Genomic DNA, 21,959 nt, shown 5'->3' with positions numbered 1-21,959 from the left:
AATCTATTCAATTCGTATTTTATGAATTGAGATATCGCAGAAGGAGACGTTCACCTTGTCAAAAATTATCACAACCCTAACCATCGCCGGAAGTGACTCCAGTGGAGGCGCAGGCATACAGGCCGATCTCAAAACCTTTGAAGAATATGGCACCTACGGCTTCAGCGCCTTGACGACCATTGTGACGATGGACCCCGACAACGGCTGGCATCATAATGTATATCCCGTGGATGCCGCTATCGTTGCCGAGCAGCTGAAGACCATCTTTGCAGGCGGTCCGGTAGATGCCATGAAGACCGGCATGCTGGGCAGTGTCGATATTGTACGTGTGGCCGAACAGGCCATTAAAGAGAATTTACAGACCAATGTCGTGATCGATCCGGTTATGGTGTGCAAAGGCGAAGATGAAGTGCTTAATCCGGACAGCGCCCAGGCCATCCGTGATTTGCTGCTGCCCCTGGCCACCGTAACGACACCCAACCTGTTTGAGGCCGGTGTATTGTCAGGTCTCGGCAAGCTTACTACGCTTGAGGATATGAAGGAAGCCGCCCGGCTGATCCATGGCCTCGGCGCCCGGAATGTTGTCGTCAAAGGCGGCAAGGCACTCGGCGGTGATCAAGCCATAGATGTATTCTATGACGGCTCCGGGTTCACCGTCTTTGAAGTGGCCAAGATCGAACCGGCACATAATCACGGCGCAGGCTGCACCTTTGCCGCCGCGATTACCGGCGGTCTGGCAAGCGGGCTTCCGGTAGACAAGGCAGTGGCCAAAGCCAAAGACTTTGTCTCGGCAGCCATCCGCAGCGGTTTCGCCCTGAACCAGTATGTTGGACCAGTCTTCCATGGCGGCTACCGTCTGGAGAAATAAAATCGCCACAAGAATCAGCCGGATTCCACTTGCGAATCAGGCTGATTTGCTGTGCCCAGTCAGGTTAACCTGCTTGAGTCCCTGCTGCCATTGTAACGATAGTGATCAGGAGGTATACGTTCTGCCAAGCCCGATCTCGGTTAACAACTGGCGGTAGGCAATGGAGGTGCGGTCGGCGGGAATATGGGCTTCGGCCAACAGGTCCAGCGGCAGATCTTCCGGTGTCTGGGATTCGACCATCTCCCGGTCCTCCTGAAACACTTGCAGATTGAATCGGATCGTATCCTCAACAGGAGCATTTTTGTCAAAATTTCTCGAGATCGGGCAGAAAAGCCGGGTGTAGCGGGCAGATACCGGTGACGCGCAGTTCAAGATCATCAGTCTGCCGTTCTCCGGAAAATGTACGGTGAGCGAGGCCGCAAACGGCGGGAATACGCGGAATTCGCGCAGCCACATGAATCCTTCCGGGGCCGGGTTCTCCTGGCCTTTTCCATAGTTGCTCACTGTACTCCAATATTCGGCCAGCAATTGATCGCCTTCGCGTTTGACTTTATATTGCGGAACCTCCGTGTTATTGCGGTCCCCAAAGGTTTCCGTGTGGACGTAAGCAAAGTGTGAGACGTCCAGAAACCCTTCCATCTGCCGGCCGGATGAACCTGCAATATCAAAGCTCGGCGGCAGGATATTGATAAAATCGGGATCCTCCCATCCGGGGAATGTTGGTATTTGTTCCACAGCCGAAGCCAGCGACGTCCAGATCAAGCCATAACGCTCAACTGCGGGATACACCGTCAATTTCAGCTTGGGTGAGATTTTGGCGCTGGGATGCGCCGGAACGGCGGTGCATTTGCCCTCGCAATTATAACGAAATCCGTGATAAGGACAAACAATCTCTCCTTCCTCCACCCAGCCAAGACTCAGAGGGGCCCCCCGGTGAAAGCACAGGTCGCGGGCAATGACCACCTTGCCATGACTGCGGTAACAGACCAGCTTCATATCCAAAAGCTTCACAGCAACCGGCTTCTCCTGAATCTCATCGGCAATCGCAACCGGGTACCAGTACTCCGATAATATGCGCCAATCCTCAGGCGAGAAGGTGCAATCACGGGGAAGTTCTGTATCTGACGGCAGTTTCTTTATTTCTTCGATCATGTTTGCTCCACCTCTCTGATTCGCTATATGTTTACACAGTCAATAGCAGTATATGTTATCTTATATTACTCGTTGCGTATATTTTACTACCATAATTCATGAATGAGCAACGAGGAAATTGTGTTTTTCGTTCAACATTCCAAAAATACACTCCAAATGTTATGCATTCTGACGCAATTGAACTTTCATTGTTCTACATCCACACAAAAAAAATCACCCTAACGGGTGAATAACAACTCGGAGCTTACGATGCCCGGATTGTTGTACAACAGGCAAGATTATCGTCATTTGGCTTGCTAAGAACTCACATTGTAGTACAACGTACACAACTCTCGCCCATATACAGTGGTTAAGACCATTGTTGTACTTTTCGATTTGGCCTGGGTCCCTCTGCGGACACGATGAGGTCCCTTTACGATCTATCCGCGGCTGATGCGGACAGGAAATCCCTTATTGGGGAGGATTCGCCTATTCAGATGGACAAACGGACAGAGATTCCGCTAATTGTCCTATCTCCCCTCATTCCAGGCTCAAACGAACGATATAACGGCTCCTGAGTCCGAATTCGCCAGGAAAACAGACTTTTTCGCAAAATAGGGACTTCTCTGTCCGCTTCACTCCGCTGATGGAGCCCAATCCTCCTGCACCGCCTATTTCATCTGAAGCTTAAGCCATGAAATGGCTGTATGGAACGTCCCTTTGTTTTTACAGGCGTGCGCTCCGCGAACAGCCCCTTGTTCGGGTCGCTGTTTTATGCGGGACAAGTTTTCACCATTGAAATCGAGTGATTAGTTGGAGGTTTTCCTATTACAAAAATCCACTTCCTTTGCCGGGCGCCGATTTCTTCATTAAATTCATAAACTCATTTATAAAGTTGGCAGGATCTTTTTCCACCATATAAGGGAATACCCCTTGCTTGGCGTGCAAATACAGCACCCCGTGGCCGGGGTTTTCCCCGATTCTTTTGAACGACAGATCATACACCTCACTCAAGGGAAACTCCCGGTAAGCCGAAACAATCTTGCTCTCATACAATTGCAGCGTTCGATAATGTGTAACCGTCTGCTGCTCCAGTGGGGTGACAACCCTCTCCACTTTGTAATACGGCTGAACAGAAATCATAACGTGCCTATCACTCCCTTAGATGCTGATCCATCAAGAAATTTAAGAGCAGCCGGTTAAAATCCTGGGGCTGACATAAATGACTGGGGTACATCGCATCAGGCAGAACCGCCAGCTGGGCCGCAGGAAACAGCGCCGCCGTCCTCCGGGCCTGCTTGAGGCCCCACTCATTCTGGCTCCCTGCCACGCACAGGACGGGAATCCGGAGCCGCTCCGCATAAGCAAACATGTCAATCTGACGTAAAGCGATCCGCTGTTTGATTAACTCCGTCGGCCGTTTATGCAGCAGCTCTTTGCGGAGAATATGGTAGGCCGGCAGCCACTTGTTATAGGTCATTCTTAAGGAACGGATGAAGAACTCCGCCGGCAGATAATGGGATATCCAGGTGCAGGTCTCAATAAAATCCCACAGCTTCCGGTTTTTCATAGAGATATGGTCAAACAGCCCGCTGTCCACCAGCACCAGCGCACTGACCTGTTCGGGGTGCTGCACGGCAAATTTCTGAGCCAGCACTCCACCGCTGGAGCAGGCCACCAGAATTACCTTGGGTATCCCCAGGTTTTCCAGCAGCGCTCTCAAGTCTTCACACTGTGTATCCAGGATACGGTTGACCTCCACATTCATTTTGCCCGACAATCCGCTTCCTCTCAGATCCAGGACTATGACCTGCAGCCGCTTACGGAAATATTCGACTTGCGGCTCGAACAGATGATGTGAGGTAAGGTGATCGTGGATGAACACCAGGGGGACACCGGCACCGTATTTTTCATAATAAAGGGAAGTTCCATTCAATTGTATCTGCGGCAAAATCATCTGCCTCCTCTCTCCTACGCTTACGGGGTTAGCTGACGGATTCGGACCCGAAGAGTGGCCCTACTCGAATCTATTCGAGATTCACCCCTGATGATTGCGGCCGTAGACCGGCATCCATCATTGGTTCCCCCGCTTCCTGTCTGGAATTCAGCGATTATAACCATGTCTTGAAAAGACTATCATTTCCTGTGTACAGATGCATCTTTCTGTGCCTTTTCCAATACAGGCTTTAGATCATCCTGAACGCTGTTCTCCCATAAGGGAACTCCTGAGCGGTAAGCCGATCTTCCATTAAGGTGCCCGGCTACCGGTGAAGTAATAAAGACAAACGCAATAGCAAGCAGCAGCTTAACACTGACCGTATCTAGATAGAACCAGAAGTAAAGGAAGGCCCCGAGCAGGACACAAAGTACACCAAGCGTGGCACTTTTGGTTGCGGCGTGGGAACGCAGGTACACATCCGGCAGGCGGATCAGCCCAAAAGCGCTCAAAGCGCAGAACAAGGCCCCCAGCAATACCAGCAATGCAATAAGCAGCTCACCGATCATAGTCCTCACCCCCTTGTTCGATTACGGACCCTCTTTCAATATATCTGGCCAACGCCGTTGTTCCTATAAAGGTAAGAATGCCTATCACCAGAACAATTTCAATAAAATCCTGCGTCTTCAGCTGCATACAAAGGACAGCAATCATAGCCAGAAGATTGATCCCTATCGTATCCAGGGCGGCGATGCGGTCCGAGCGCGTCGGGCCTTTAATCAAGCGGTAGGAGCAGGCCAAAGTGGCCAAGGCGAGAATGGTCAGGGCTGTTGTCAAAAGTATCGGCACCATCACCGCGTCACCTCCAGGATCGCTTGTTCAAAGGTTCCGCGAATCTGCTCTCTGAGTTGCTCCGCATCTTCGATATCCATCGCATGAATATAGAGGGTCCGGCCTTCCGGGGATACCTCAAGGGTCAGGGTTCCCGGGGTCAGACAAATCAGACAAGACAGAATCGTAACCTCCCAATCCGAGACGAGAGTGGTCTCATAGGCAAAAATACCGGGACGGATGGTCAGCTTCGGACGCAGAATATGCCTGATGACTGTCAGGCTCGACACCACAAGTTCACGTCCGAATAATAGCAGCAGCTTCAGTATGGACCATACCCGCTTCAGATAAAACGGCTCCTTGCGAAATTTACGCAATACGAGCAGAACGGCAATTCCGAGCAGGAAACCCATTGTAAACCGGGATACCGACCAGTCATTATATAGCAGCATCCACAGAATTGCAATGAACAGATTTAATAAGATTTGATAGGCCATTCTTGATCTACTCCTTCATTACAGCTTCGATGTAAAGTGCGGGAGAGACAAGCACCTCACCTGCTTGTGACACATAGCTGTACACCTGCTCGGCTCCCACGCCCATGCAGATCACGAGAGCAAGCAGTCCGGCTGCCAATACTGTCACACCTCTTATATGAACCTTCGGATATTCTCGATCCGGCTCATTTCCCCAGAACGCCAGACGGAACATTTTGATTAAGGAATAGAGCACGAGGAAGCTGGAGCCGAGACCTATCAAGGACAGGGTGAGCATGCCGGACTCAAGTCCTCCCCGGATAATCAGTACCTTTCCGGCAAAACCGCTGAATGGCGGTATGCCTACAAGGGTAAGCGCCAGGGCAAAAAACATCCAGCCGAGCAATGGATAACGTTTGATAAGCCCCCCCATGGCTTTTAACTGATCGGTTCCCGCGGCAGTGATGATGATACCTCCAAGGATAAACATCAGACCTTTGGCCAGCATATCGTGCAGCAGATAAAATACTGCACCGTCCAGTGAATCCGGGGTCGCCGAGGCTATACCAAAGGCTACAAAACCTACGCTGATAATAACGTTATAATTAAAAATGCGGGGGATGTCATGATAAGCAGCAGCACCCAGCCCGCCCAGAATCATCGTGGCCCCTGCCATCCAGGCGATCCACGTGTGCGTAAAGCCGGGATCATTCACAAAGATAAGAGTAAAAGTGCGAATGATTGCGTACAGGCCGACTTTAGTCAGCAAGGCACCGAACAACGCTCTTACAGCCGAGGGCGGAGCACTGTAAGAACCCGGCAGCCAGAAGAACAGAAATAAACCTGCCTTTAGCGCAAATACGATCAGGAACAGCATTGCTATCACATTAAGCACACCGCCCTGTCCTGCCTCAGCCACACGCTGGGACAAATGAGCCATATTTAATGTGCCAACCGCTGCATACAGATAAGCTACTGCGGCCACAAACAATGTGGAGGACACAATATTAATTAACAGATACTTGGAGGTTTCCCGCAGCTGAAGTTTCGTTCCGCCGATCGAGATCAAGGCATAGGACGCGATCAGCATGACCTCAAAGAAGACGAACAGATTAAAGATATCTCCCGTAAGGAAGGAGCCGTACACCCCAACCAGCAAAAAATGAAAAAAGGTATAGTAATAAAACCGTTCCCGTTCTTCTCCTATACTGCGGAAGGAATAGAGCAGAATCGCCAGACCCACCACAGAGGTCGTCAACACAAGCAAAGCGGCCAGCATATCCCCTACAAAAACGATGCCGTAGGGGGGCATCCAGCCTCCCATCTGCAGTGTCTGTATACCTTCCACATGAATACGCTGTACGAGAATTACAGCAACCATCACATTCAGAACCGCACTGACCACACTTATAAGACGCTGTAAAGGAAGCTTTTCCTTCAGAAAAATCAGTACAACTGCGGAGCATAAGGGAATCAGAATCGGAAGCACCAAAAGATTGCTCATTGCTCCTCCCCCTTAAGACTGTCCATTTCATCCGTGCCCAAGGTCTGGTACGCACGGTAGGCCAGAACAAAAAAGAAGGCGGTCACTCCAAAGCTGATTACGATGGAAGTCAGAATCAAAGCCTGCGGCAGGGGATCTACATAAGTTTCCCCTTGACCGCCCAGGACAGGAGCGGACCCCGTCTTGAGCCCGGCCATCGTCAGGAGAAGAAGATGGACTCCATGGGTCAGCAAGGACGTACCCAAAACAATACGCAGCAGGCTCTTGGAGAGAATCAGATACACGCCAATCGTAAATAAAATACCAACAGCTACAGCCATAATCAGTTCCATGTTACTCATCCCCCCCTATGGTAAATATAATGTTCATAGTCACACCCACTACAGCCAGATAGACCCCGAGGTCAAATAACACCGCTGTAGCAAGCTCCGTATCCCCCATAACAGGAAGCATGAAATGGCCGAAGGAATGGCTGAGAAAAGGTGCTCCAAAAATAAACGAACCTGCAGCAGTCAAAATCGCAATGAGCAGTCCCACCGCCGTAATCATACGGTAATTCAGCGGAAGGACTTTGCGGACCGTATCCATCCCAAAGGCAATGGCCATCAGAACCAAAGCTGCCGAGGTCATCAGTGCTCCAATGAAGCCCCCGCCCGGCTGATTATGTCCGGCAAAAAACAAATACATGGAAAAGGTGATAATTATGATTACGATAACTTTGGACATCGTCCGCAGGATGACATCATTACTCCGGAGCAGCAAAGCCCGATTTTCCCGCTTCTCTCCCGGAATGCGGCCTGACACTCCAGGCTCCATTCTCAGGTTAACCAAGCCATAAATCGCCAGGGAAGCAACGGCCAGAACCATAATTTCAAACAGGGTATCAAACCCCCGGAAATCCACGAGAATGACATTGACTACATTTTTGCCGCCTGCCAGGGAATAACTCTCTTTAAGGAAAAATTCCGAGATGGCTGGAAACGGACTGCTGCCCATCGCAGCCAAAGCAATAACCGTCATCGTCAGACCCACACCCACAGCGATCAGCAGATTCGGCAATCTAAAGCCTGACCGTTCCTTCACCGTCTTCAGCTTCGGAAGATACTTGAAGCACATGAGGAACAGGATAACAGACACCGTCTCCACGATCATTTGGGTTAAGGCAAGATCGGGAGCACGGAAAATGACGAACAGCAGAGTCACCATGTAACCTACGGCTCCGGTGAACAGAATCGCATTCACCCGCGACTTAGCAAAAGGAACAGCCAGGGCCGCAAGCAGCATGACCGCAACAACTACCGTTTCATATAAAGACAGCGGGGCATAATGACTCATCCCCAGCGTAATCCCTTCGGCCCCCAGCAACGCACTTCCAAGCGCAAGGATAAAGAATCCAAAGATATACAGCAGATAATGCCGGTTGGAGCCGGTCATATACAGGCTCGTCAAACGGGCCGATCCCCGTTCCATAAGAACCAGCGATCCGTCATACAAACGGTTAAGCGAATCCCTTCCTTTCCATTCCCGCTCCAGGAACTTCAAGCGGCTGTAACCTCTGTACAATATAACGCCTACAGCGACAACGCCCAGTGTCATAAAGATTTCCGGGGTCCAGCCATGCCAGAAATGAATGGAGACCGGGAATGTCTCTGCCGGCGGCAATAATCCGTAATGAACTGAGGCCACGGCCGGCTCAATCAGAGAATGGGACAGGAGATTCGGGAAAAAACCGAATATCACCGCCAGGGAAACCAAAAGCACCGGCGAAAGCAGCAGACCCAGCGGGGCTTCATGCGGTACTTTATCCAGCTTCTCTTTCTGAAGCTTGCCGGTAAACGTCTTGAAGACCAGAATCATGCTGTACACAAAAGTGAATACACTGGCCGTCCAGGCGATCACAGGGAACAGGATGAGCCACGACTTCACCTCCAGAACATTGAGGTCCCGAATATTCAGCAAGGCGGTAAAGAACATTTCTTTACTCAGGAAACCGCTGAACGGCGGCAGCCCGGCCATGGAAAAGGCTCCGATCAACGCCACGGAGAACGTAACCGGCATTAAAGAGATTAACCCGCCCAGCTTGCGCAGGTCCCGGGTGTTCGTCTCATGGTCAATGATGCCCACCACCATGAACAGAGAACCTTTGAAGACTGCGTGGTTAATGAGATGAAAAATAGCTGCCGTTGTAGCCATAGCGTACAACACTGACTCCTCCGTTCCCGGGAAAAAGGCGGCGGCGGAACCAAGTCCAAGCAAGCACATAATCAGCCCCAATTGGCTGATCGTCGAATAAGCCAGCAGGGCTTTCAGATCCGTTTGTTTAATGGCTTTGAAGGAGCCGAACAGGAGCGTAATCAGACCCACAATCGATATCAGCCAGAACCATTCGGACTGACCGGCGAACACCGGGCTAAGCCGCGCCACCAGATACAGCCCTGCTTTTACCATTGTAGCGGAATGCAGATATGCACTGACAGGCGTCGGCGCCTCCATCGCATCAGGTAGCCAGATATGAAATGGGAACTGTGCCGATTTGGTGAAAGCCCCCAGTAAAATCAGCAGCAGCGCCGGAATAAACAACGGTTCACCGGTCAATCCGTCAACTTGCGTTATAATTTCCCGGATACTGTAGCTTCCACTCATCACATAGAGCAGGTTGAACCCGGCGAACATGGCCAGACCGCCAAAAACTGTGATCAGCATGGACTTGAGTGCCCCATAACGCGATCTTTCCCGGCGGTGCCAGAAGGCGATCAGCAAAAATGACGTAATGCTGGTTAACTCCCAGAAACCATAAAGCACCATGAGATTATCGGACAAAACCACACCCAGCATCGCGCCCATAAACATAAGCAGATAGATGTAGAAGTGATGGATGGATTCTGTCCGTTTATTCAGATAATAAATGGAGTATAGAATCACAAGCGCGCCCATACCCGTAATCAGCAGAGCAAACAGCAGACCTAACCCATCCAGATACAGGGTTATATTTATCCCCAGCGAAGGCATCCAGGGTATCGTCGACAGTGTATATTCTCCAGCCCGCACACCCTGTATTTGCATCAGAAAGTACAGGAACAGAGCCACCGGTATGGCCAAAACAGTCCATCCCGCATGCAGGCGCGGAACACGCCTTGTAAGCGGCACGAGGACAGCTATCAAAAAAGGTATCCAGATTGTTGCATGCAGCATCGGTCAAGCTCTCCCCCGGTTCAAATTTTAGTTTGTTTAAGGTTCTTCATTTAGTGTCCTTTATGGGGCTTCACCCATTCACTTTGCAGAATTCTTAAATACTGCGCTTCCCCATTGTTCACAATTTTGAATAAGCCGCTGTTGAAATCCGTGTCCAGCTCACGAAAAAATATCCCTTTTAGCGTCTCCGCTCCGCCAGGCTCATCGCTAAGCCTATAACTGTCTCCAGGGTTCTGCTTGACGAGATACGCGGCCACTCCTTGTTCATGGGACTGCTCCAGCAGCTCAGGATAACGCTGTACGGCCACAATATGAAGATCAATCGGCCCCAGCCTTTCCATTAATTCATCGATAATATCTCCACGGGTAATCTCCTCCCACAAGGTTTGACTGGACCTGCCAATAATAATCTGGGTAATTCCTCTCTCCCTGGCCGTTTCCACGATAACCTCGGCTGTTTTCTTCCCATTGCAGCTGCGAACCAGAAATTCTCCACCGGAATCCTCCGTCTGTTTTTTCCATCCTGCGAGATATCGCTCTTTATCCTGGTTATATTCATTGTCCTTGGGTGCATCTACCGTCAGTACGCTTAAAGGAGCCCCTAGCAGCCCGGAGAGCTGGCTCCCCCGCTCAATCAAACGCTGCCCGTGCGGTCCATAGTGAACACATACCATAATGTTTTCATTGTTCTGCCGGATCGTCATTCCTTATACCACCTTCCACTATTTTCCATGTAAAAACACAAAAAGAGCCCGCTGTTGGCAGGCTCCTCCGGTCAAACTCATATACAATTACTGTTCATTATATCGCCCGGCCAAAAAATTGTAAAGGTCCAGTCTGAAACCGTTCACCTCTAAGTATAATCTGTCGTAACCTTCGCTATACAGTGAGCCTCTGCCCATTTTCAATGTAGGCTACAAACCGCCTCGCAGCCGGAGAAATATGGCGATCTTCTCTCCACTTCAAGCCTATTTCCCAATACCATCCCTCATCAGTAATCGGAATCCACACAAGCTCATCCAACATCAATCCCATAGTCTTAGGCAGGACAGATATACCGAGATTAGCCTTAATAAATCCGGCTACTGTGATTAAATCCTCGGCTTCATACGCCGAACCAAGTACAAAACCAGTATGTTGGAAACGCGACATAATGGTCGCTTTTAATCCACAGTTGTTTTTCAAACCAATGAATGGTTCGCCCGACAACTCCGCCAAACTCAAAGCTGAACGATTCGCTAAATGGTGCTGGGAGGATACAACAATATACAAGGGGACCTGCTGGATAATTATCCATTTATGATTGTCTAAAGTAGATTCCTTCGATGTAATCATAAGATCCGAGTGTCCTTGTTCCAAATGCGCATCTATATCTCCAAGATTCCCTTGTGTCAATTCAAAGCGGACTTTGGGATAGTCTAATTGATAGCTTCGGACTAAATTGGGGATTAAGTCAACGCCAAGGATATTGAGATAGGATAAAGTAATAACCCCCGTATCCGGGTTAGACCATTCTTCAATTTCTTTTACGCCGTTTTCAATGTTTTGCAGTGCTTTGCCGATCCATTTAGAGAACATGGCGCCATTTCGGTTCAGCTTCACATTTCTTCCATTGCGCTCAAACAAAGGAGCGCCGATTTCGTTCTCAAGTTTGGCAATCGCATGACTTAGCGCCGGCTGGGTAATGCCGAGTGCCTTAGAAGCCATCGTCATGTGTTCTAACCGTGCAACCGTCATAAAATACTCTAATTGTGTGAGCTCCATTATTTGACCCTCTTTATATTAATATTATTCATGAGTTTCATTAGTATAATAAATTGGACGTTATAAAAGAGTCAAGTGTAATATTATATTCAGCTCCTCTTGAACATCACCTAAAAGGTTAAGGGACTGAGCGCTGAACTCACGGATTCAGTTATTCATCATAAGGAGGGATAGATATGAGTAGAACATTCGAGTACTCGGCAACAGAATTCAGAGGCAAGAAAGTGCTTGTAACGGGCGGGACAAAAGGAATGGGACGAGCTGTTGTGAATAGACTTGCAGGCAGCGGAGCGACAGTCCTGACAACGGCCCGTTCCGTATCAGCTGACATGCCAAATTCGGTTGCATTTGTTCAAGCAGATCTTGCATCACCTGAAGGGGTAGAGCAAGTGATTACAGCAGTGAAAGAACAGCTTGGCGGAATCGATATTATTGTCCATTGTGTAGGCGGATCAACTACTCCACCAGGTGGCGCTCTTGTTCTTAGTGATGACGATTGGCTGCAGGCTTTAAATTGGAATCTTCTGACCGCAGTCCGGCTTGACCGCAGCCTAATTCCATTAATGTTGGACAATAAATCAGGTGTTATTCTTCATTTCACCTCAATCCAAAGAAGATTGCCTCTTTATGAAACCACATTAGCTTATGCAGCGGCTAAAGCTGCTCTCGCTAATTACAGCAAAGGGCTGTCTAATGAATTTTCTCCCCGTGGTATTCGGGTTAATTCATTGTCCCCTGGTTTTATTCAGACTGAGGCAGCAGATGCGCTAATTGACCGGATGGCAACTGCTACAGGAAGCAGAGAGAGTGCACTCCAGCAGCTTATGGATTCGCTTGGAGGTATTCCAATCGGCCGGCCGGGATTTCCTGAAGAAGTCGCTGAGCTAGTTGCATTTCTGGTTTCCGACCGTGCAGCATCCATTACAGGAAGCGAATATGTCATTGATGGCGGAACCATTCCGACAGTTTAATTATTCAAACTAACTAAGGGGGAGAAATAATGGAGATCGATCAATTACCTTCTGTGATCCGTAAATATATTGACGCCTCGAATAAACCCGATCCGGAAGCATTTGTCAATTGCTTTTCAGAAGATGCCGTTGTGGTGGATGAAGGAAAAAAGCGGATTGGTCAAAAAGCGATTAAGCAATGGAGTGATCAATACCATTTTGGAGCAAACGTAACGTTAGAACCAAAAGCAGTAAAAGAAAATCAGGATGAGGTTATTGTAACCTGCAAGCTCGATGGAACTTATGACAAAACAGGTTTACCCGATCCGTTATTGCTGGAATATCATTTCAGTATTGTAGATGATAAAATTGTGAGCTTATCGATTTTTTAAGCGCCCACGTCTATCTCGCTCCAAAAAACAAGGGATGTACCCAGAGCCATATCATGGCTCTGGGTACACCCCCTCTGTTCAAAATTACTTTGGATAATAAGAGAACCCGGGATATTTAACAACCGGCCATTTTTCCTTCCTCAAGGCATTCATGAGTTCAGGACCTACATGTAAATTGCTTGCGACCAGTTCGGCAGGAGTAAGCGCCATCCACTGATTGAGCGATACATCCTGAAATCTGTCACTTTTGAAAATTTCCAGAAACCATAACGTCTCTGTGCCGGTATTCTGAATATAATGACCGTACGCGAACGGTACATAGCCGACATCTCCAGCACGGTAATCAAAGGTTCTTGCTATACCGTTCGGTGCGAAGACAGTCATACGCCCTTGCCCGGTAAGATAATATTGCCATTCATCATTGTTGGGGTGCCAGTGCATCTCCCGCATGGCACCGGGTTCAATTTCGACGAGTGCAGCGGCCACTGTTTTTGAAATCGGAAAGTTAGAGGAGTCCACGATCCGTACACTGCCACCAGGAGTTTTTATAGGCGGCTGGGCCAATAACCGGTGTGTGAAACTCTGTGGAATTGTACCGTATGGAGAGTCAAGTTTTTGAGATTCAATCGGTCCGGGGACATTATCCTGATAAATATAAACTTGTTCGGATGGAATATGATTAAAGGCGTCTATCGGCACTCCAAAGTTTGCTGAGAGAACATCTTTGGGTGTGTGGGCAAACCAGTCCGATATGGACAATGTATCAAGGTCTGAAAAATGCCCGTCATCGAAAACAAGTAAAAATTCACATCCATCCTCCAGCCCTTGTATCGAGTGGGGGAGTCCAGCAGGGAAATACCATAAATCTCCCGGTCCGACATCGGCAATAAAGTTACGCCCATGTTGGTCTACAGATGTTATTCGTGCATGTCCAAGCAGCATGTAGGACCACTCCGCTTGTTGATGCCAGTGCAGTTCGCGCACCCCTCCGGGGGTTAAGCTCATATTGACAGCGGCTAGGGTTGTTGCGACCGGAAGTTCCCGAATGGTAACTTCTCTTGACCACCCACCATGGTTGAGCGTCATATGCGCATCGGAAAAGGAGAACCGCAGGTTCGGGAGGAGTCCGGCATCAGTCACTGGAGGAACCAGCAGATCGGGATTTTGCATATCCCTCATCACATCTCTTGGGCCTCTATCCACTCCACCGGCGCCGTCGCTGCGAATCGGTTGTGGAATAGTTTTAGACGGAAACGGTCTATGCGTCTGATTATCCAATTCATTCACCTCACAATTCGGAAAAATATCCGTTGTGAAATATTTATGTTACCCCACACGAAATATGCACATCACTCCCGCCCTGATCATCAGCGGTTGTACAAACGCCGATATTCCTGCGGGGTCTGTCCGGTATGCTTCCGAAAGCGTGCAATGAAGTAACTGCTCTGGGAAAATCCGGAACTCTCCGCCACTTGCTTAATAGTCCACCCGGTAGACATTAAGTGCTGTTTGGCTACAACTAGACGGCATTCAAACAGCCACTCCATGGGAGTCCGCCCCATCACTTCGTGGAACATCCTGCTAAAATAATAAGTACTGAAACCCGCCTGCTCCGCCATTTGCAGAAGGGTCAGCGGTTCTGTACAGCGGGTTCGGATATATTCCGCAGCCTCTCTCATCCGGGCGCGCTTGTCCAGCATGGTTGCTGTTCCAACCGTCTCCGCGCTCATCGCCAGCTCAGCAAGCAGTTCATATAGCTTGACCGCCAATTGCACCTCGTTCCTATCGCCGGGAGAAGCCAGCTCCAGCAAACTCCCGCTTAAGCGTTTTAACTTTGGCACATCACCATAGGTAAACATCCAAACAGATGAAATCCCCTTGCCGTTCAGCAGCCTGTCCAGCCCCTCGTCTGCGATGTGTACCCAAAACACTTCCCAAGGGTCCTTTGGATCCGTTCGATACCCCTGCGCCAGTCCCCGCCCATAATAAAAACCTTGTCCTGCTTCCAAAGCATATTCCTTACCGTTATCTAATACATATCCTCTTCCGCTTAACACCAGATGTAAATTTGCCTCTTGCAGCTGTCCCTTAGCCCGCCGTTCCTGGTGTTCGGGAAAATCGGAGTATTGGCCAATCATAACCGGATAACCTGTGTAGTATTTGTACATAGGTTCAGGCAGCACATAGTGAATGATCATAACGCCTCCAAAACGCAATATTCTAATATACTGAACAAAATGATGTTATTTCGCTTTATATATTAAAGGATTATAATGAATTTATAAAGGGCTTTATACAACAAAAAAACACTATACTAAAATAAGGGAATGATCATTGTGGACAAATCCATTCCGGGGGAAGCCTTCCAGCTGGGAGTATGCTACTACCCTGAACAGTGGCCGGAGCAGATGTGGGATGACGATTACAAGCGGATGCGGGATATCGGCTTTAGCATAGTTCGCATGGGGGAGTTTGCGTGGAATTTTTTTGAACCGGAGGAAGGGGTATTTGCTTTCGATCTGTTCGACCGTGCCATCAACCTTGCTTATCAACACGGACTGAAGGTTATTCTCGGCACCCCGACGGCGACGCCGCCCGCCTGGATGACCCATAAATACCCTGAAATTCTTAATGTCACATCAGATGGTGTACAGTATCAACACGGGATGAGACGGCACTACAATTACAGCAGTCCGGTGTACCGCAACTATTGCGCCAAAATCACCGAGGCGATGGCTGTTCATTATGCGGACCATCCCGGTGTAGTGGGCTGGCAGATCGACAACGAGCTTAACTGCGAGGTGAACGTATTCTACTCCGAAGCGGATCATGCGGCTTTTCGCGCTTGGCTGAAGGAGAAATACGGTTCGTTGGACGTTTTGAATCAGGCCTGGGGCACTGTCTTCTGGAACCAGAGTTACTCAGACTGGGGACAGGTCCATTTGCCGCGTACTACTCCAAGCAACTCCGCTAACCCTCACCAAACACTGGACGAAAAGCGGTTTATCTCGGATAACACGATTTCCTTTGCCCGTTTGCAGGCAGAGATCTTGCGAAAGCTTGCACCACAGCAGTGGGTCACAACCAACGGCATGTTTGGTCATCTGGATAACCATGCCATGACGGACGAGCTTCTGGATTTCTTCTCTCATGATTCGTACCCGAACTTCGCTACCCTATGGAACGATGCCGGTCGGGAGAATCCGCTCATGGACCGCATCTCATCCAACCAACTGGCCAAAGTTCGTTCAGTTTCCCCCAATTTCTGTATCATGGAGCAGCAATCGGGCCCGGGCGGCTGGGTGAACAAGATCGCCCAATCTTCACCCAAACCCGGACAGATGAGATTGTGGACTTATCAGTCTGTTGCTCACGGGGCGGATATGCTCTTATATTTCAGATGGCGGACGGCAACATTCGGCACCGAGATTTACTGGCATGGAATTAACGACTACCATAACCAGCCCAACCGGAGGGTGGCTGAGGCAGCAGACATCAGCCGTGAGTTGGCCAAAATAGGGGTTGCCATTGCCGGGTCCCGTTACGTGTCAGAAGTCGCCATTCTGCAGGATTATGACAATGAGTGGGACGGTGAATTCGACCTGTGGCACGGCCCGCTGACGAAAGAAAGCCTATACAGCTGGGCCAAATCCCTGCAATTCAATCATATCCCTTACGATTACCTGTATCTGAAAGACACGAGTGCGCTGGATGATCTCATTCAGTACAAGGTGCTGATCTACCCTCATCCAGCCATCATGTCAGAGGAAACGGCGGAACTGCTCAAGCAGTATGTGGCAGGGGGAGGCAAACTTCTTTTCGGAGCCCGCACGGGTTACAAGGACAAGCGGGGACATTGCCGGATGTCGCCATTCCCAGGTCCCGTGGCGGACTTGTGTGGGGTGACCGTGGAAGACTTTACGCTTATCGTTAACGAGAAATCCACACCAAACATCCGCTGGACCGACGGCGGGAATGAAGCCGGGACGCCAGCAGATCTGTTCAACGATATTCTCCGCCCGGCAAACGAAAAAGTAGAAACGCTCGCCGTATTCGATGGAGACTATTATGCAGGGAAACCGGCACTTACCCGGAACCCATATGGTAGCGGTGAAGCCTACTATTACGGGGCTGCATTCAGCCGCGAAGTTGCGGATGCATTGATCGTTCGCTTGGGAATAAAGCCTGCTTTACAAGATTGGGCGGAACTCCCTCCTGAAGTGGAAGTTGCCATCCGCGAAAAACAGAATCGCCGTTTTGCTTTTTTATTGAACTACTCGGACCATCCAGTCCAAGCCCGTCTCCTGCGGGGGACCGAAGACATGCTGGAAGGAGTAAGACTTGCAGCGGGAGAATTGAACCTTCCCCCTTACGGGGTTAAGGTTTTAGAGTTGGAGTAAAATATTTAAAAGAAAGGGGCTGTCTCATAAGTGGATTTTCCACGACAGAGACAGCCCTGCTTTTTTTAGAAGGATTGTAGATACGATACCCGCTTAAACAGCGGAGAGGACGGAACGACCCGCGGAAAAGCAATAGCGGCCGCCTTTGTATCCGGATTTTTACCGCTAAGGCAAATAAATAAAATCTGGATACAACAGCGGTTGGAACAACGGTCCGTTCGCGCAGCGTCCTCGCCAAACACTCACGTATATCCTACTCAAAAATAAGGACTACTCCAACTCAGTCCCAATCCCCTTTTCCCTGGCCTTCTTCACGTAATATACCGCTGTAGCGATATCGAAAACGGCCATACCCATCGGGCAGAAGAAGATCGGCTCATCCGCGGCGAATTCAGTGAGGCTGCGGCGGGAGACGACATCGGTAATCCTTTGGGTGCCGGCACGGGTCAGCCCCTGTTCCAGATGGAGCCGCTCTACGTCAGTATTCTCGCGGCAAACTTCATCCCAATCGTCGACGATGATGGCTTTTACCGAAGCTAACGCCTCAGGCTTGTAATCACGCAGCGAAACATTCAGCAGAAGACTGCCTTTGGCAGGGGGAATATCGATATACCGGTGATCGGATACGGTACACGTGATGCAGATATTGGAATGCCGGTAAACGTCCGCCCACGTCTCTGCCACTTCCACCCTCTCCCTGTAGAGAAGCGGGATTCCTGACAAATCCGCTCTTTTTATATCGAAAATGCGGATACGTTCAATTTGATCTCCGTACAGAGCTGCCGCCATTTGCAAATGATATTGCCCAATCGGGCCCCAGCCGATAATACCGAGATGAATCCGTTCCAGCAAGCGAGCCTGCAACAAGTGATGGATCATCAGCCCGCTGATGGAAGCCGTCCTTACGATGCTGGGGAGCGGCGAATTCAGGACGGCTGAAGGCTGGCCCGTAATGGGGTCATTCAACACGATGATGCTATGCGCGCGGGGAAGACCTGCCTCTATATTATCCGGGAAGCTAGATATCCACTTGATCCCTGCTGCTTGTACGTCTCCCCCTACGTATGCGGGCATGGCAATAATCCGGTTGTGAGGTTTCTTATACCTTAGGTAAGGCTTTACCGGCTGCGCGTAATCGCCAGAATCGATAATGCGCACCGCAGATTCTACCGACTCCACAAGGGTAGGCCACTCAAGGCCTACTGCCCGAATGTCCTGGTCGCTTAAGTACAGCATACCGTTTCCTCCTTTTGCCGTTATTAGGCAAGGACATCTCCACCTTCAGCCGAAAGCTCCCCGCCGAACTGGCTCTGAATCCATGAGTCCGAGTATACGGTATCGAGGTAACGTTCCCCCTTGTCATGCAGAATGACCGCGCAGACAGACCCCGGAGTCAATTCTTGCTCCATTTGCTTGACGGCGGCAATGACCCCTCCGGAGGATGCGCCGGCCAGGATCGATTCATTCTGCGAGAGCGCCCGGCAACCTTTTACAATATCTGAGTCCGAGACATACACGATACGGTCGATCAGATCCGTTCTACAGAAGGGCGGCACGATGCCGGCACCCAGTCCCGGGAACCGCCGTCTCCCTTTATTCCCGCCAAAAATAGCACTTCCCTCCGCGTCGACGGCCACGATCTTGGTCTTAAGCCCGTGATCCCTTGCATATTCCGCCAGGCCCCGAATGGTGCCGCATGTACTGACGCTGCAGAACAAATAATCCACTTGGCCAAGCTCAGCCACGATTTCTTTCATTGTCGTATGGTAGTGGGACAGATAATTATTGGGGTTCGCATACTGATTCGGCCAGTAGCTGCCCGGTATTTCCGCCAGAAGCTGCTGCACACGCTTCAGCCTGGCAGGCAGAAATTCACCTGTCTCGGGGTCTGGATCGGCAACATAATCAATTTTTGCGTTCAATGCCTTCAGGATTTGAAGATTCGTCTCCGTTGTTCTGGGGTCGACAACGCTGATCAAACGCATCCCCAAGTATTTACAAATCATGGCCAAGCTGATCGCCATATTTCCGGAACTCGATTCAATGACTGTAGTTCCCGGCCCTATTATTCCTTCCTTCCAAGCCTCTTCTATCATCCGCAGGGCAGGACGGTCTTTCGCGCTTCCCCCCGGGTTCAGCAGCTCCATTTTTGCGTAGACCTCAAACCCGCTGTTCTGGAACAGGTTGGCAAGCTTGATTAAGGGGGTATTCCCTATGGCCGACAAAATGCCTCCATGGATATTCCTCTCTACCCTATCTTTGTCTTTCTGGTAATATAACTTTTTGTTCTTAACCTTCCCGCTGTCCAGCGGTTCGCCTTTGGCTACTATAATCACCTCAATATCGTCAAGCAGATGATTACGAATCATCATACCGATTTCCGGAATGCACTCCCTGATCTCCTCCCTGATAGCCGGAATAGTGGAGTGAACCGCAGATTTACTTTTGATATAAACGGTCAGCGCATTATTCCTTACTTTGACCCGGATGATCGCATCTTCAATATGACGGTAGACGACCTGTTCGATATCGTACAGGCTGATTTTCTCCCCGTGTTTCAGTTCCCGGCCCACCCGTTTAACAATAGACTCAAAGCTCTGCTTCTCTACGCCATTGATCATTACGGGCCTGAAGTCCCTTACGACATCATAGGTAACGAAACGAAGGGCAGGCAGCATCTTGCGGACGCTAGAGGTAAGTACCAGAACACCTTCATCTTTACCCAGCGGCCTCAGTTCCTCGCCTAATTCATGCGTCCCGATCCCTTCTGCAAAAATCCCATCGACAAAAATATACCGGCCATGATCATGGGAGTAATAAGCGATTGTACCCATTTCAATGGAGCCGTACGTATCGGTAATGTCGCGCGGATCAAGACCGAACAGGCGGGCCATATTCCGCTGCCACCCCTGTGAGGCGATTTCCCCGACCAATATGATTTTGCGTATTCCGAAAACGCGCGGATCACCGGCGGCATATACGATATGGTCAAGGATGGAAGGCATCGTGTACAGCAGGTCAGGCTTAAAAGCTTGAAGCCGTTTAATGTGCTGTTCGATCGGTAGCTCAAAAGGGATGGAACTCCCCTCCAATCCTAACCGTTCAAATATGGACAAAATAGTGTTCGCTGCATGTCCGGTGCCCATATCCGCCAAAGCTCTTGTGCATCCGCTTCCTGCAATTAGCTCACCGAACAGCTTTGTTTTGATATCAATGTAGTGCTTATCGTCTTCCTCTGAGTAAAATATGGCTTTTCTGCGGCCGGTGCTTGTGCCCGATGTCCTATATACAGCCAGAGAAGGGTCGAGGGATTGGGTATAATAATACGTTTCAAGAATTTTCGACGTCAGAAGTGGAAGGTTCTGCAGATTATAATTCGTGTTCTCTCTGCCGATCAGCTCCTTGTACCAAGGAAATATCTCAATGACTTCATGCACCTTATCCTGCAATTTGTCTAACGGCATCATGGGCCGCCTCCTGCTCCGCCGCATGCTGCAGCCTCATTAGATTAACACCTGCAATAATCATATGTAGCATTCGTATGGTGTGTTCTTTTATTGTGTGCTGCCCAATCAAAAGCTGAATTGTTCCCGTAATATAGCCTATAGGCTAATTGAGACGGAGGGATACAATGAAGGAGCAGATCCGGCGTATATCCAATAAGCTGACGAAGACAAGGGTTCTGGCAAGAAGCCAAAAGTTAAGGAGGCATATCCCGGTAACGAGAAAAATGAATCAGAGTGTACTGCATGAGATGCTGCAAAAATATCAGATGGTGTACATTAAGCCATGCTGCGGATCTTTGGGGCAGGGTGTGATCCGGGTTGAAAAAACGGCAGGCAATAGCTTGAAAAGCAAGAACGGCGGTGATCATGCCCGTAGGAAAAGGATGTCTTACCGCTATCAGACCGGTACGCAAATACACACATTCTCTGACTATGACAAGGCATATCGCGCAATCCATAGGGAAACCCAGGGAAAGTCCTATCTGGTACAGAAAGGAATCCGGCTCCTGGTTTACAAAGGCCGCCCCTTCGATATCCGGGTGATGGTACAGCGAAATCTTAAGGGCCAATGGGAAGCTACGGGTGTTGCAGGACGCGTGGCTCATCCTCATAAGGTGGTTACCAACGGGAGCCAAGGGGGGACGATTTATCCGGTTGAGGAATTATTGAACGCCTACACAAGCACAAAGACGCGCAAAGCATTGATTGCGGCAATGAAAAAAATTGGCGTGAAGTCCGCCCGGCAGCTAAGCACTGCCTACCCCGGCCTTCAGGAAATCGGCGTGGACATTGCCCTCGATCGGCGTCTTAAACCATGGATCCTGGAAGTGAATACGGCCCCCGATCCTTGTCCGTTCACTAAGCTGAAGGACAGCAGGATGATTCACCGAATCGTTAGATATGGTAAGGCATATGGGCGAACTTATAATCTGAAGTGTATGAAGGCTAGGCAGGGTGTGGTGTAAGATAACAGGTTGTCCACTCGCACGAAGTAATCGGAAGCCTCCTT

Annotated in this window: 20 protein-coding genes and 1 riboswitch; of the genes, 5 read left to right on the top strand and 15 right to left on the bottom strand. The window is 49.7% G+C overall.

What is annotated here, in order from left to right:
• Window positions 1–55: 55 nt before the first annotated feature.
• Window positions 56–868 (top strand): bifunctional hydroxymethylpyrimidine kinase/phosphomethylpyrimidine kinase, encoded by an 813-nt coding sequence (thiD, locus tag IEY53_RS07360; protein WP_189023469.1) that lies wholly within the window; start codon window positions 56–58, stop codon window positions 866–868.
• Between the two features lie 105 nt (window positions 869–973).
• Here the strand turns inward: thiD and IEY53_RS07355 are convergent, their stop codons facing one another.
• The 11 genes from IEY53_RS07355 to IEY53_RS07305 form a co-directional block, all read right to left on the bottom strand.
• Window positions 974–2,020 carry a Rieske 2Fe-2S domain-containing protein gene (locus IEY53_RS07355; RefSeq protein ID WP_189023468.1) on the bottom strand — a complete coding sequence of 349 codons (1,047 nt, stop codon included), beginning with the start codon at window positions 2,018–2,020 and terminating at the stop codon, window positions 974–976.
• A gap of 807 nt (window positions 2,021–2,827) precedes the next feature.
• Complete coding sequence (locus IEY53_RS07350; protein ID WP_189023466.1) at window positions 2,828–3,142, bottom strand: hypothetical protein; 315 nt, start codon at window positions 3,140–3,142, stop codon at window positions 2,828–2,830.
• A 10-nt stretch (window positions 3,143–3,152) separates the two neighbouring features.
• Complete coding sequence (locus IEY53_RS07345) at window positions 3,153–3,950, bottom strand: alpha/beta fold hydrolase (RefSeq protein ID WP_189023464.1); 798 nt, start codon at window positions 3,948–3,950, stop codon at window positions 3,153–3,155.
• Window positions 3,951–3,958: 8 nt separating this feature from the next.
• Window positions 3,959–4,119: riboswitch (cyclic di-AMP (ydaO/yuaA leader) on the bottom strand.
• Between the two features lie 16 nt (window positions 4,120–4,135).
• Entirely contained in the window at window positions 4,136–4,504 is a 369-nt protein-coding gene (gene mnhG / locus IEY53_RS07340) for a monovalent cation/H(+) antiporter subunit G (RefSeq protein ID WP_189023462.1), read from the bottom strand.
• Complete coding sequence (locus tag IEY53_RS07335; protein WP_189023460.1) at window positions 4,494–4,787, bottom strand: Na(+)/H(+) antiporter subunit F1; 294 nt, start codon at window positions 4,785–4,787, stop codon at window positions 4,494–4,496. Before IEY53_RS07335 ends, mnhG begins: the two co-directional genes overlap by 11 nt.
• The gene (locus tag IEY53_RS07330; protein WP_189023458.1) at window positions 4,787–5,263 is read right to left on the bottom strand and encodes a Na+/H+ antiporter subunit E; all 477 of its coding nucleotides are present in this window, start codon (window positions 5,261–5,263) and stop codon (window positions 4,787–4,789) included. Before IEY53_RS07330 ends, IEY53_RS07335 begins: the two co-directional genes overlap by 1 nt.
• 7 nt (window positions 5,264–5,270) lie before the next feature.
• Window positions 5,271–6,746 carry a Na+/H+ antiporter subunit D gene (locus IEY53_RS07325; RefSeq protein ID WP_189023456.1) on the bottom strand — a complete coding sequence of 492 codons (1,476 nt, stop codon included), beginning with the start codon at window positions 6,744–6,746 and terminating at the stop codon, window positions 5,271–5,273.
• Window positions 6,743–7,078, bottom strand: coding sequence for a Na(+)/H(+) antiporter subunit C (locus tag IEY53_RS07320; RefSeq protein ID WP_189023454.1), 336 nt, complete (start codon window positions 7,076–7,078; stop codon window positions 6,743–6,745). The genes IEY53_RS07325 and IEY53_RS07320 overlap by 4 nt, the downstream gene beginning before the upstream one ends.
• Window position 7,079: 1 nt before the next feature.
• Window positions 7,080–9,938 (bottom strand): Na+/H+ antiporter subunit A, encoded by a 2,859-nt coding sequence (locus IEY53_RS07315; protein ID WP_189023452.1) that lies wholly within the window; start codon window positions 9,936–9,938, stop codon window positions 7,080–7,082.
• Between the two features lie 50 nt (window positions 9,939–9,988).
• Window positions 9,989–10,642 carry a universal stress protein gene (locus IEY53_RS07310; RefSeq protein WP_189023450.1) on the bottom strand — a complete coding sequence of 218 codons (654 nt, stop codon included), beginning with the start codon at window positions 10,640–10,642 and terminating at the stop codon, window positions 9,989–9,991.
• A 175-nt stretch (window positions 10,643–10,817) separates the two neighbouring features.
• Window positions 10,818–11,702: a LysR family transcriptional regulator gene (locus IEY53_RS07305; protein ID WP_189023448.1), complete on the bottom strand. Its 885-nt coding sequence runs from the start codon at window positions 11,700–11,702 to the stop codon at window positions 10,818–10,820.
• Window positions 11,703–11,878: 176 nt separating this feature from the next.
• On the opposite strand from IEY53_RS07305, the gene IEY53_RS07300 reads away from it, so the two are divergent.
• Window positions 11,879–12,673, top strand: coding sequence for an SDR family oxidoreductase (locus IEY53_RS07300; RefSeq protein WP_189023446.1), 795 nt, complete (start codon window positions 11,879–11,881; stop codon window positions 12,671–12,673).
• A 29-nt stretch (window positions 12,674–12,702) separates the two neighbouring features.
• On the top strand, window positions 12,703–13,044 hold the full coding sequence (locus IEY53_RS07295) for a nuclear transport factor 2 family protein (RefSeq protein ID WP_189023444.1): 342 nt from the start codon (window positions 12,703–12,705) through the stop codon (window positions 13,042–13,044).
• 84 nt (window positions 13,045–13,128) lie between these two features.
• Here IEY53_RS07295 and IEY53_RS07290 read toward each other — a convergent pair whose 3' ends face one another.
• Together IEY53_RS07290 and IEY53_RS07285 are read right to left on the bottom strand one after the other, a co-directional pair.
• Window positions 13,129–14,322, bottom strand: a complete 1,194-nt coding sequence (locus tag IEY53_RS07290) for an oxalate decarboxylase family bicupin (protein ID WP_229696035.1) — start codon at window positions 14,320–14,322, stop codon at window positions 13,129–13,131.
• 89 nt (window positions 14,323–14,411) lie between these two features.
• A complete protein-coding gene (locus tag IEY53_RS07285; RefSeq protein ID WP_189023443.1) occupies window positions 14,412–15,242 on the bottom strand; it encodes an AraC family transcriptional regulator in 831 nt (276 codons plus the stop codon).
• 129 nt (window positions 15,243–15,371) lie between these two features.
• Between IEY53_RS07285 and IEY53_RS07280 the strand changes: the two genes are divergently transcribed.
• On the top strand, window positions 15,372–17,444 hold the full coding sequence (locus IEY53_RS07280; RefSeq protein WP_229696034.1) for a beta-galactosidase: 2,073 nt from the start codon (window positions 15,372–15,374) through the stop codon (window positions 17,442–17,444).
• Window positions 17,445–17,714: 270 nt separating this feature from the next.
• Here IEY53_RS07280 and IEY53_RS07275 read toward each other — a convergent pair whose 3' ends face one another.
• Complete coding sequence (locus IEY53_RS07275; protein ID WP_189023441.1) at window positions 17,715–18,680, bottom strand: 2,3-diaminopropionate biosynthesis protein SbnB; 966 nt, start codon at window positions 18,678–18,680, stop codon at window positions 17,715–17,717.
• 23 nt (window positions 18,681–18,703) lie between these two features.
• Window positions 18,704–20,908, bottom strand: a complete 2,205-nt coding sequence (gene sbnA, locus IEY53_RS35870) for a 2,3-diaminopropionate biosynthesis protein SbnA (protein ID WP_308424208.1) — start codon at window positions 20,906–20,908, stop codon at window positions 18,704–18,706.
• A 167-nt stretch (window positions 20,909–21,075) separates the two neighbouring features.
• On the opposite strand from sbnA, the gene IEY53_RS07265 reads away from it, so the two are divergent.
• On the top strand, window positions 21,076–21,915 hold the full coding sequence (locus tag IEY53_RS07265) for a YheC/YheD family protein (protein WP_189023439.1): 840 nt from the start codon (window positions 21,076–21,078) through the stop codon (window positions 21,913–21,915).
• The last annotated feature ends 44 nt before the right edge of the window (window positions 21,916–21,959 follow it).

Source organism: Paenibacillus albidus (genome assembly GCF_014644435.1).
In the GTDB taxonomy this organism is placed as follows: domain Bacteria; phylum Bacillota; class Bacilli; order Paenibacillales; family Paenibacillaceae; genus Paenibacillus_AQ; species Paenibacillus_AQ albidus.
The sequence above is the reverse complement of the archived record's forward strand: the minus strand, read 5'-3'. Positions and strand labels throughout refer to the sequence as shown.

What these genes read in the sequence shown, in the direction of transcription:
- IEY53_RS07320 (WP_189023454.1), bottom strand. Translation starts at nt 7,078, where the DNA reads ATGGAACTGATTATGGCTGTAGCTGTTGGTATTTTATTTACGATTGGC.
- IEY53_RS07350 (WP_189023466.1), bottom strand. Translation starts at nt 3,142, where the DNA reads ATGATTTCTGTTCAGCCGTATTACAAAGTGGAGAGGGTTGTCACCCCA.
- IEY53_RS07315 (WP_189023452.1), bottom strand. Translation starts at nt 9,938, where the DNA reads ATGCTGCATGCAACAATCTGGATACCTTTTTTGATAGCTGTCCTCGTG.
- IEY53_RS07285 (WP_189023443.1), bottom strand. Translation starts at nt 15,242, where the DNA reads ATGATCATTCACTATGTGCTGCCTGAACCTATGTACAAATACTACACA.
- IEY53_RS07355 (WP_189023468.1), bottom strand. Translation starts at nt 2,020, where the DNA reads ATGATCGAAGAAATAAAGAAACTGCCGTCAGATACAGAACTTCCCCGT.
- IEY53_RS07275 (WP_189023441.1), bottom strand. Translation starts at nt 18,680, where the DNA reads ATGCTGTACTTAAGCGACCAGGACATTCGGGCAGTAGGCCTTGAGTGG.
- IEY53_RS07300 (WP_189023446.1), top strand. Translation starts at nt 11,879, where the DNA reads ATGAGTAGAACATTCGAGTACTCGGCAACAGAATTCAGAGGCAAGAAA.
- IEY53_RS07335 (WP_189023460.1), bottom strand. Translation starts at nt 4,787, where the DNA reads ATGGTGCCGATACTTTTGACAACAGCCCTGACCATTCTCGCCTTGGCC.
- IEY53_RS07295 (WP_189023444.1), top strand. Translation starts at nt 12,703, where the DNA reads ATGGAGATCGATCAATTACCTTCTGTGATCCGTAAATATATTGACGCC.
- mnhG (WP_189023462.1), bottom strand. Translation starts at nt 4,504, where the DNA reads ATGATCGGTGAGCTGCTTATTGCATTGCTGGTATTGCTGGGGGCCTTG.
- sbnA (WP_308424208.1), bottom strand. Translation starts at nt 20,908, where the DNA reads ATGCCGTTAGACAAATTGCAGGATAAGGTGCATGAAGTCATTGAGATA.
- IEY53_RS07325 (WP_189023456.1), bottom strand. Translation starts at nt 6,746, where the DNA reads ATGAGCAATCTTTTGGTGCTTCCGATTCTGATTCCCTTATGCTCCGCA.
- IEY53_RS07305 (WP_189023448.1), bottom strand. Translation starts at nt 11,702, where the DNA reads ATGGAGCTCACACAATTAGAGTATTTTATGACGGTTGCACGGTTAGAA.
- IEY53_RS07265 (WP_189023439.1), top strand. Translation starts at nt 21,076, where the DNA reads ATGAAGGAGCAGATCCGGCGTATATCCAATAAGCTGACGAAGACAAGG.
- IEY53_RS07280 (WP_229696034.1), top strand. Translation starts at nt 15,372, where the DNA reads ATGATCATTGTGGACAAATCCATTCCGGGGGAAGCCTTCCAGCTGGGA.
- IEY53_RS07330 (WP_189023458.1), bottom strand. Translation starts at nt 5,263, where the DNA reads ATGGCCTATCAAATCTTATTAAATCTGTTCATTGCAATTCTGTGGATG.
- IEY53_RS07310 (WP_189023450.1), bottom strand. Translation starts at nt 10,642, where the DNA reads ATGACGATCCGGCAGAACAATGAAAACATTATGGTATGTGTTCACTAT.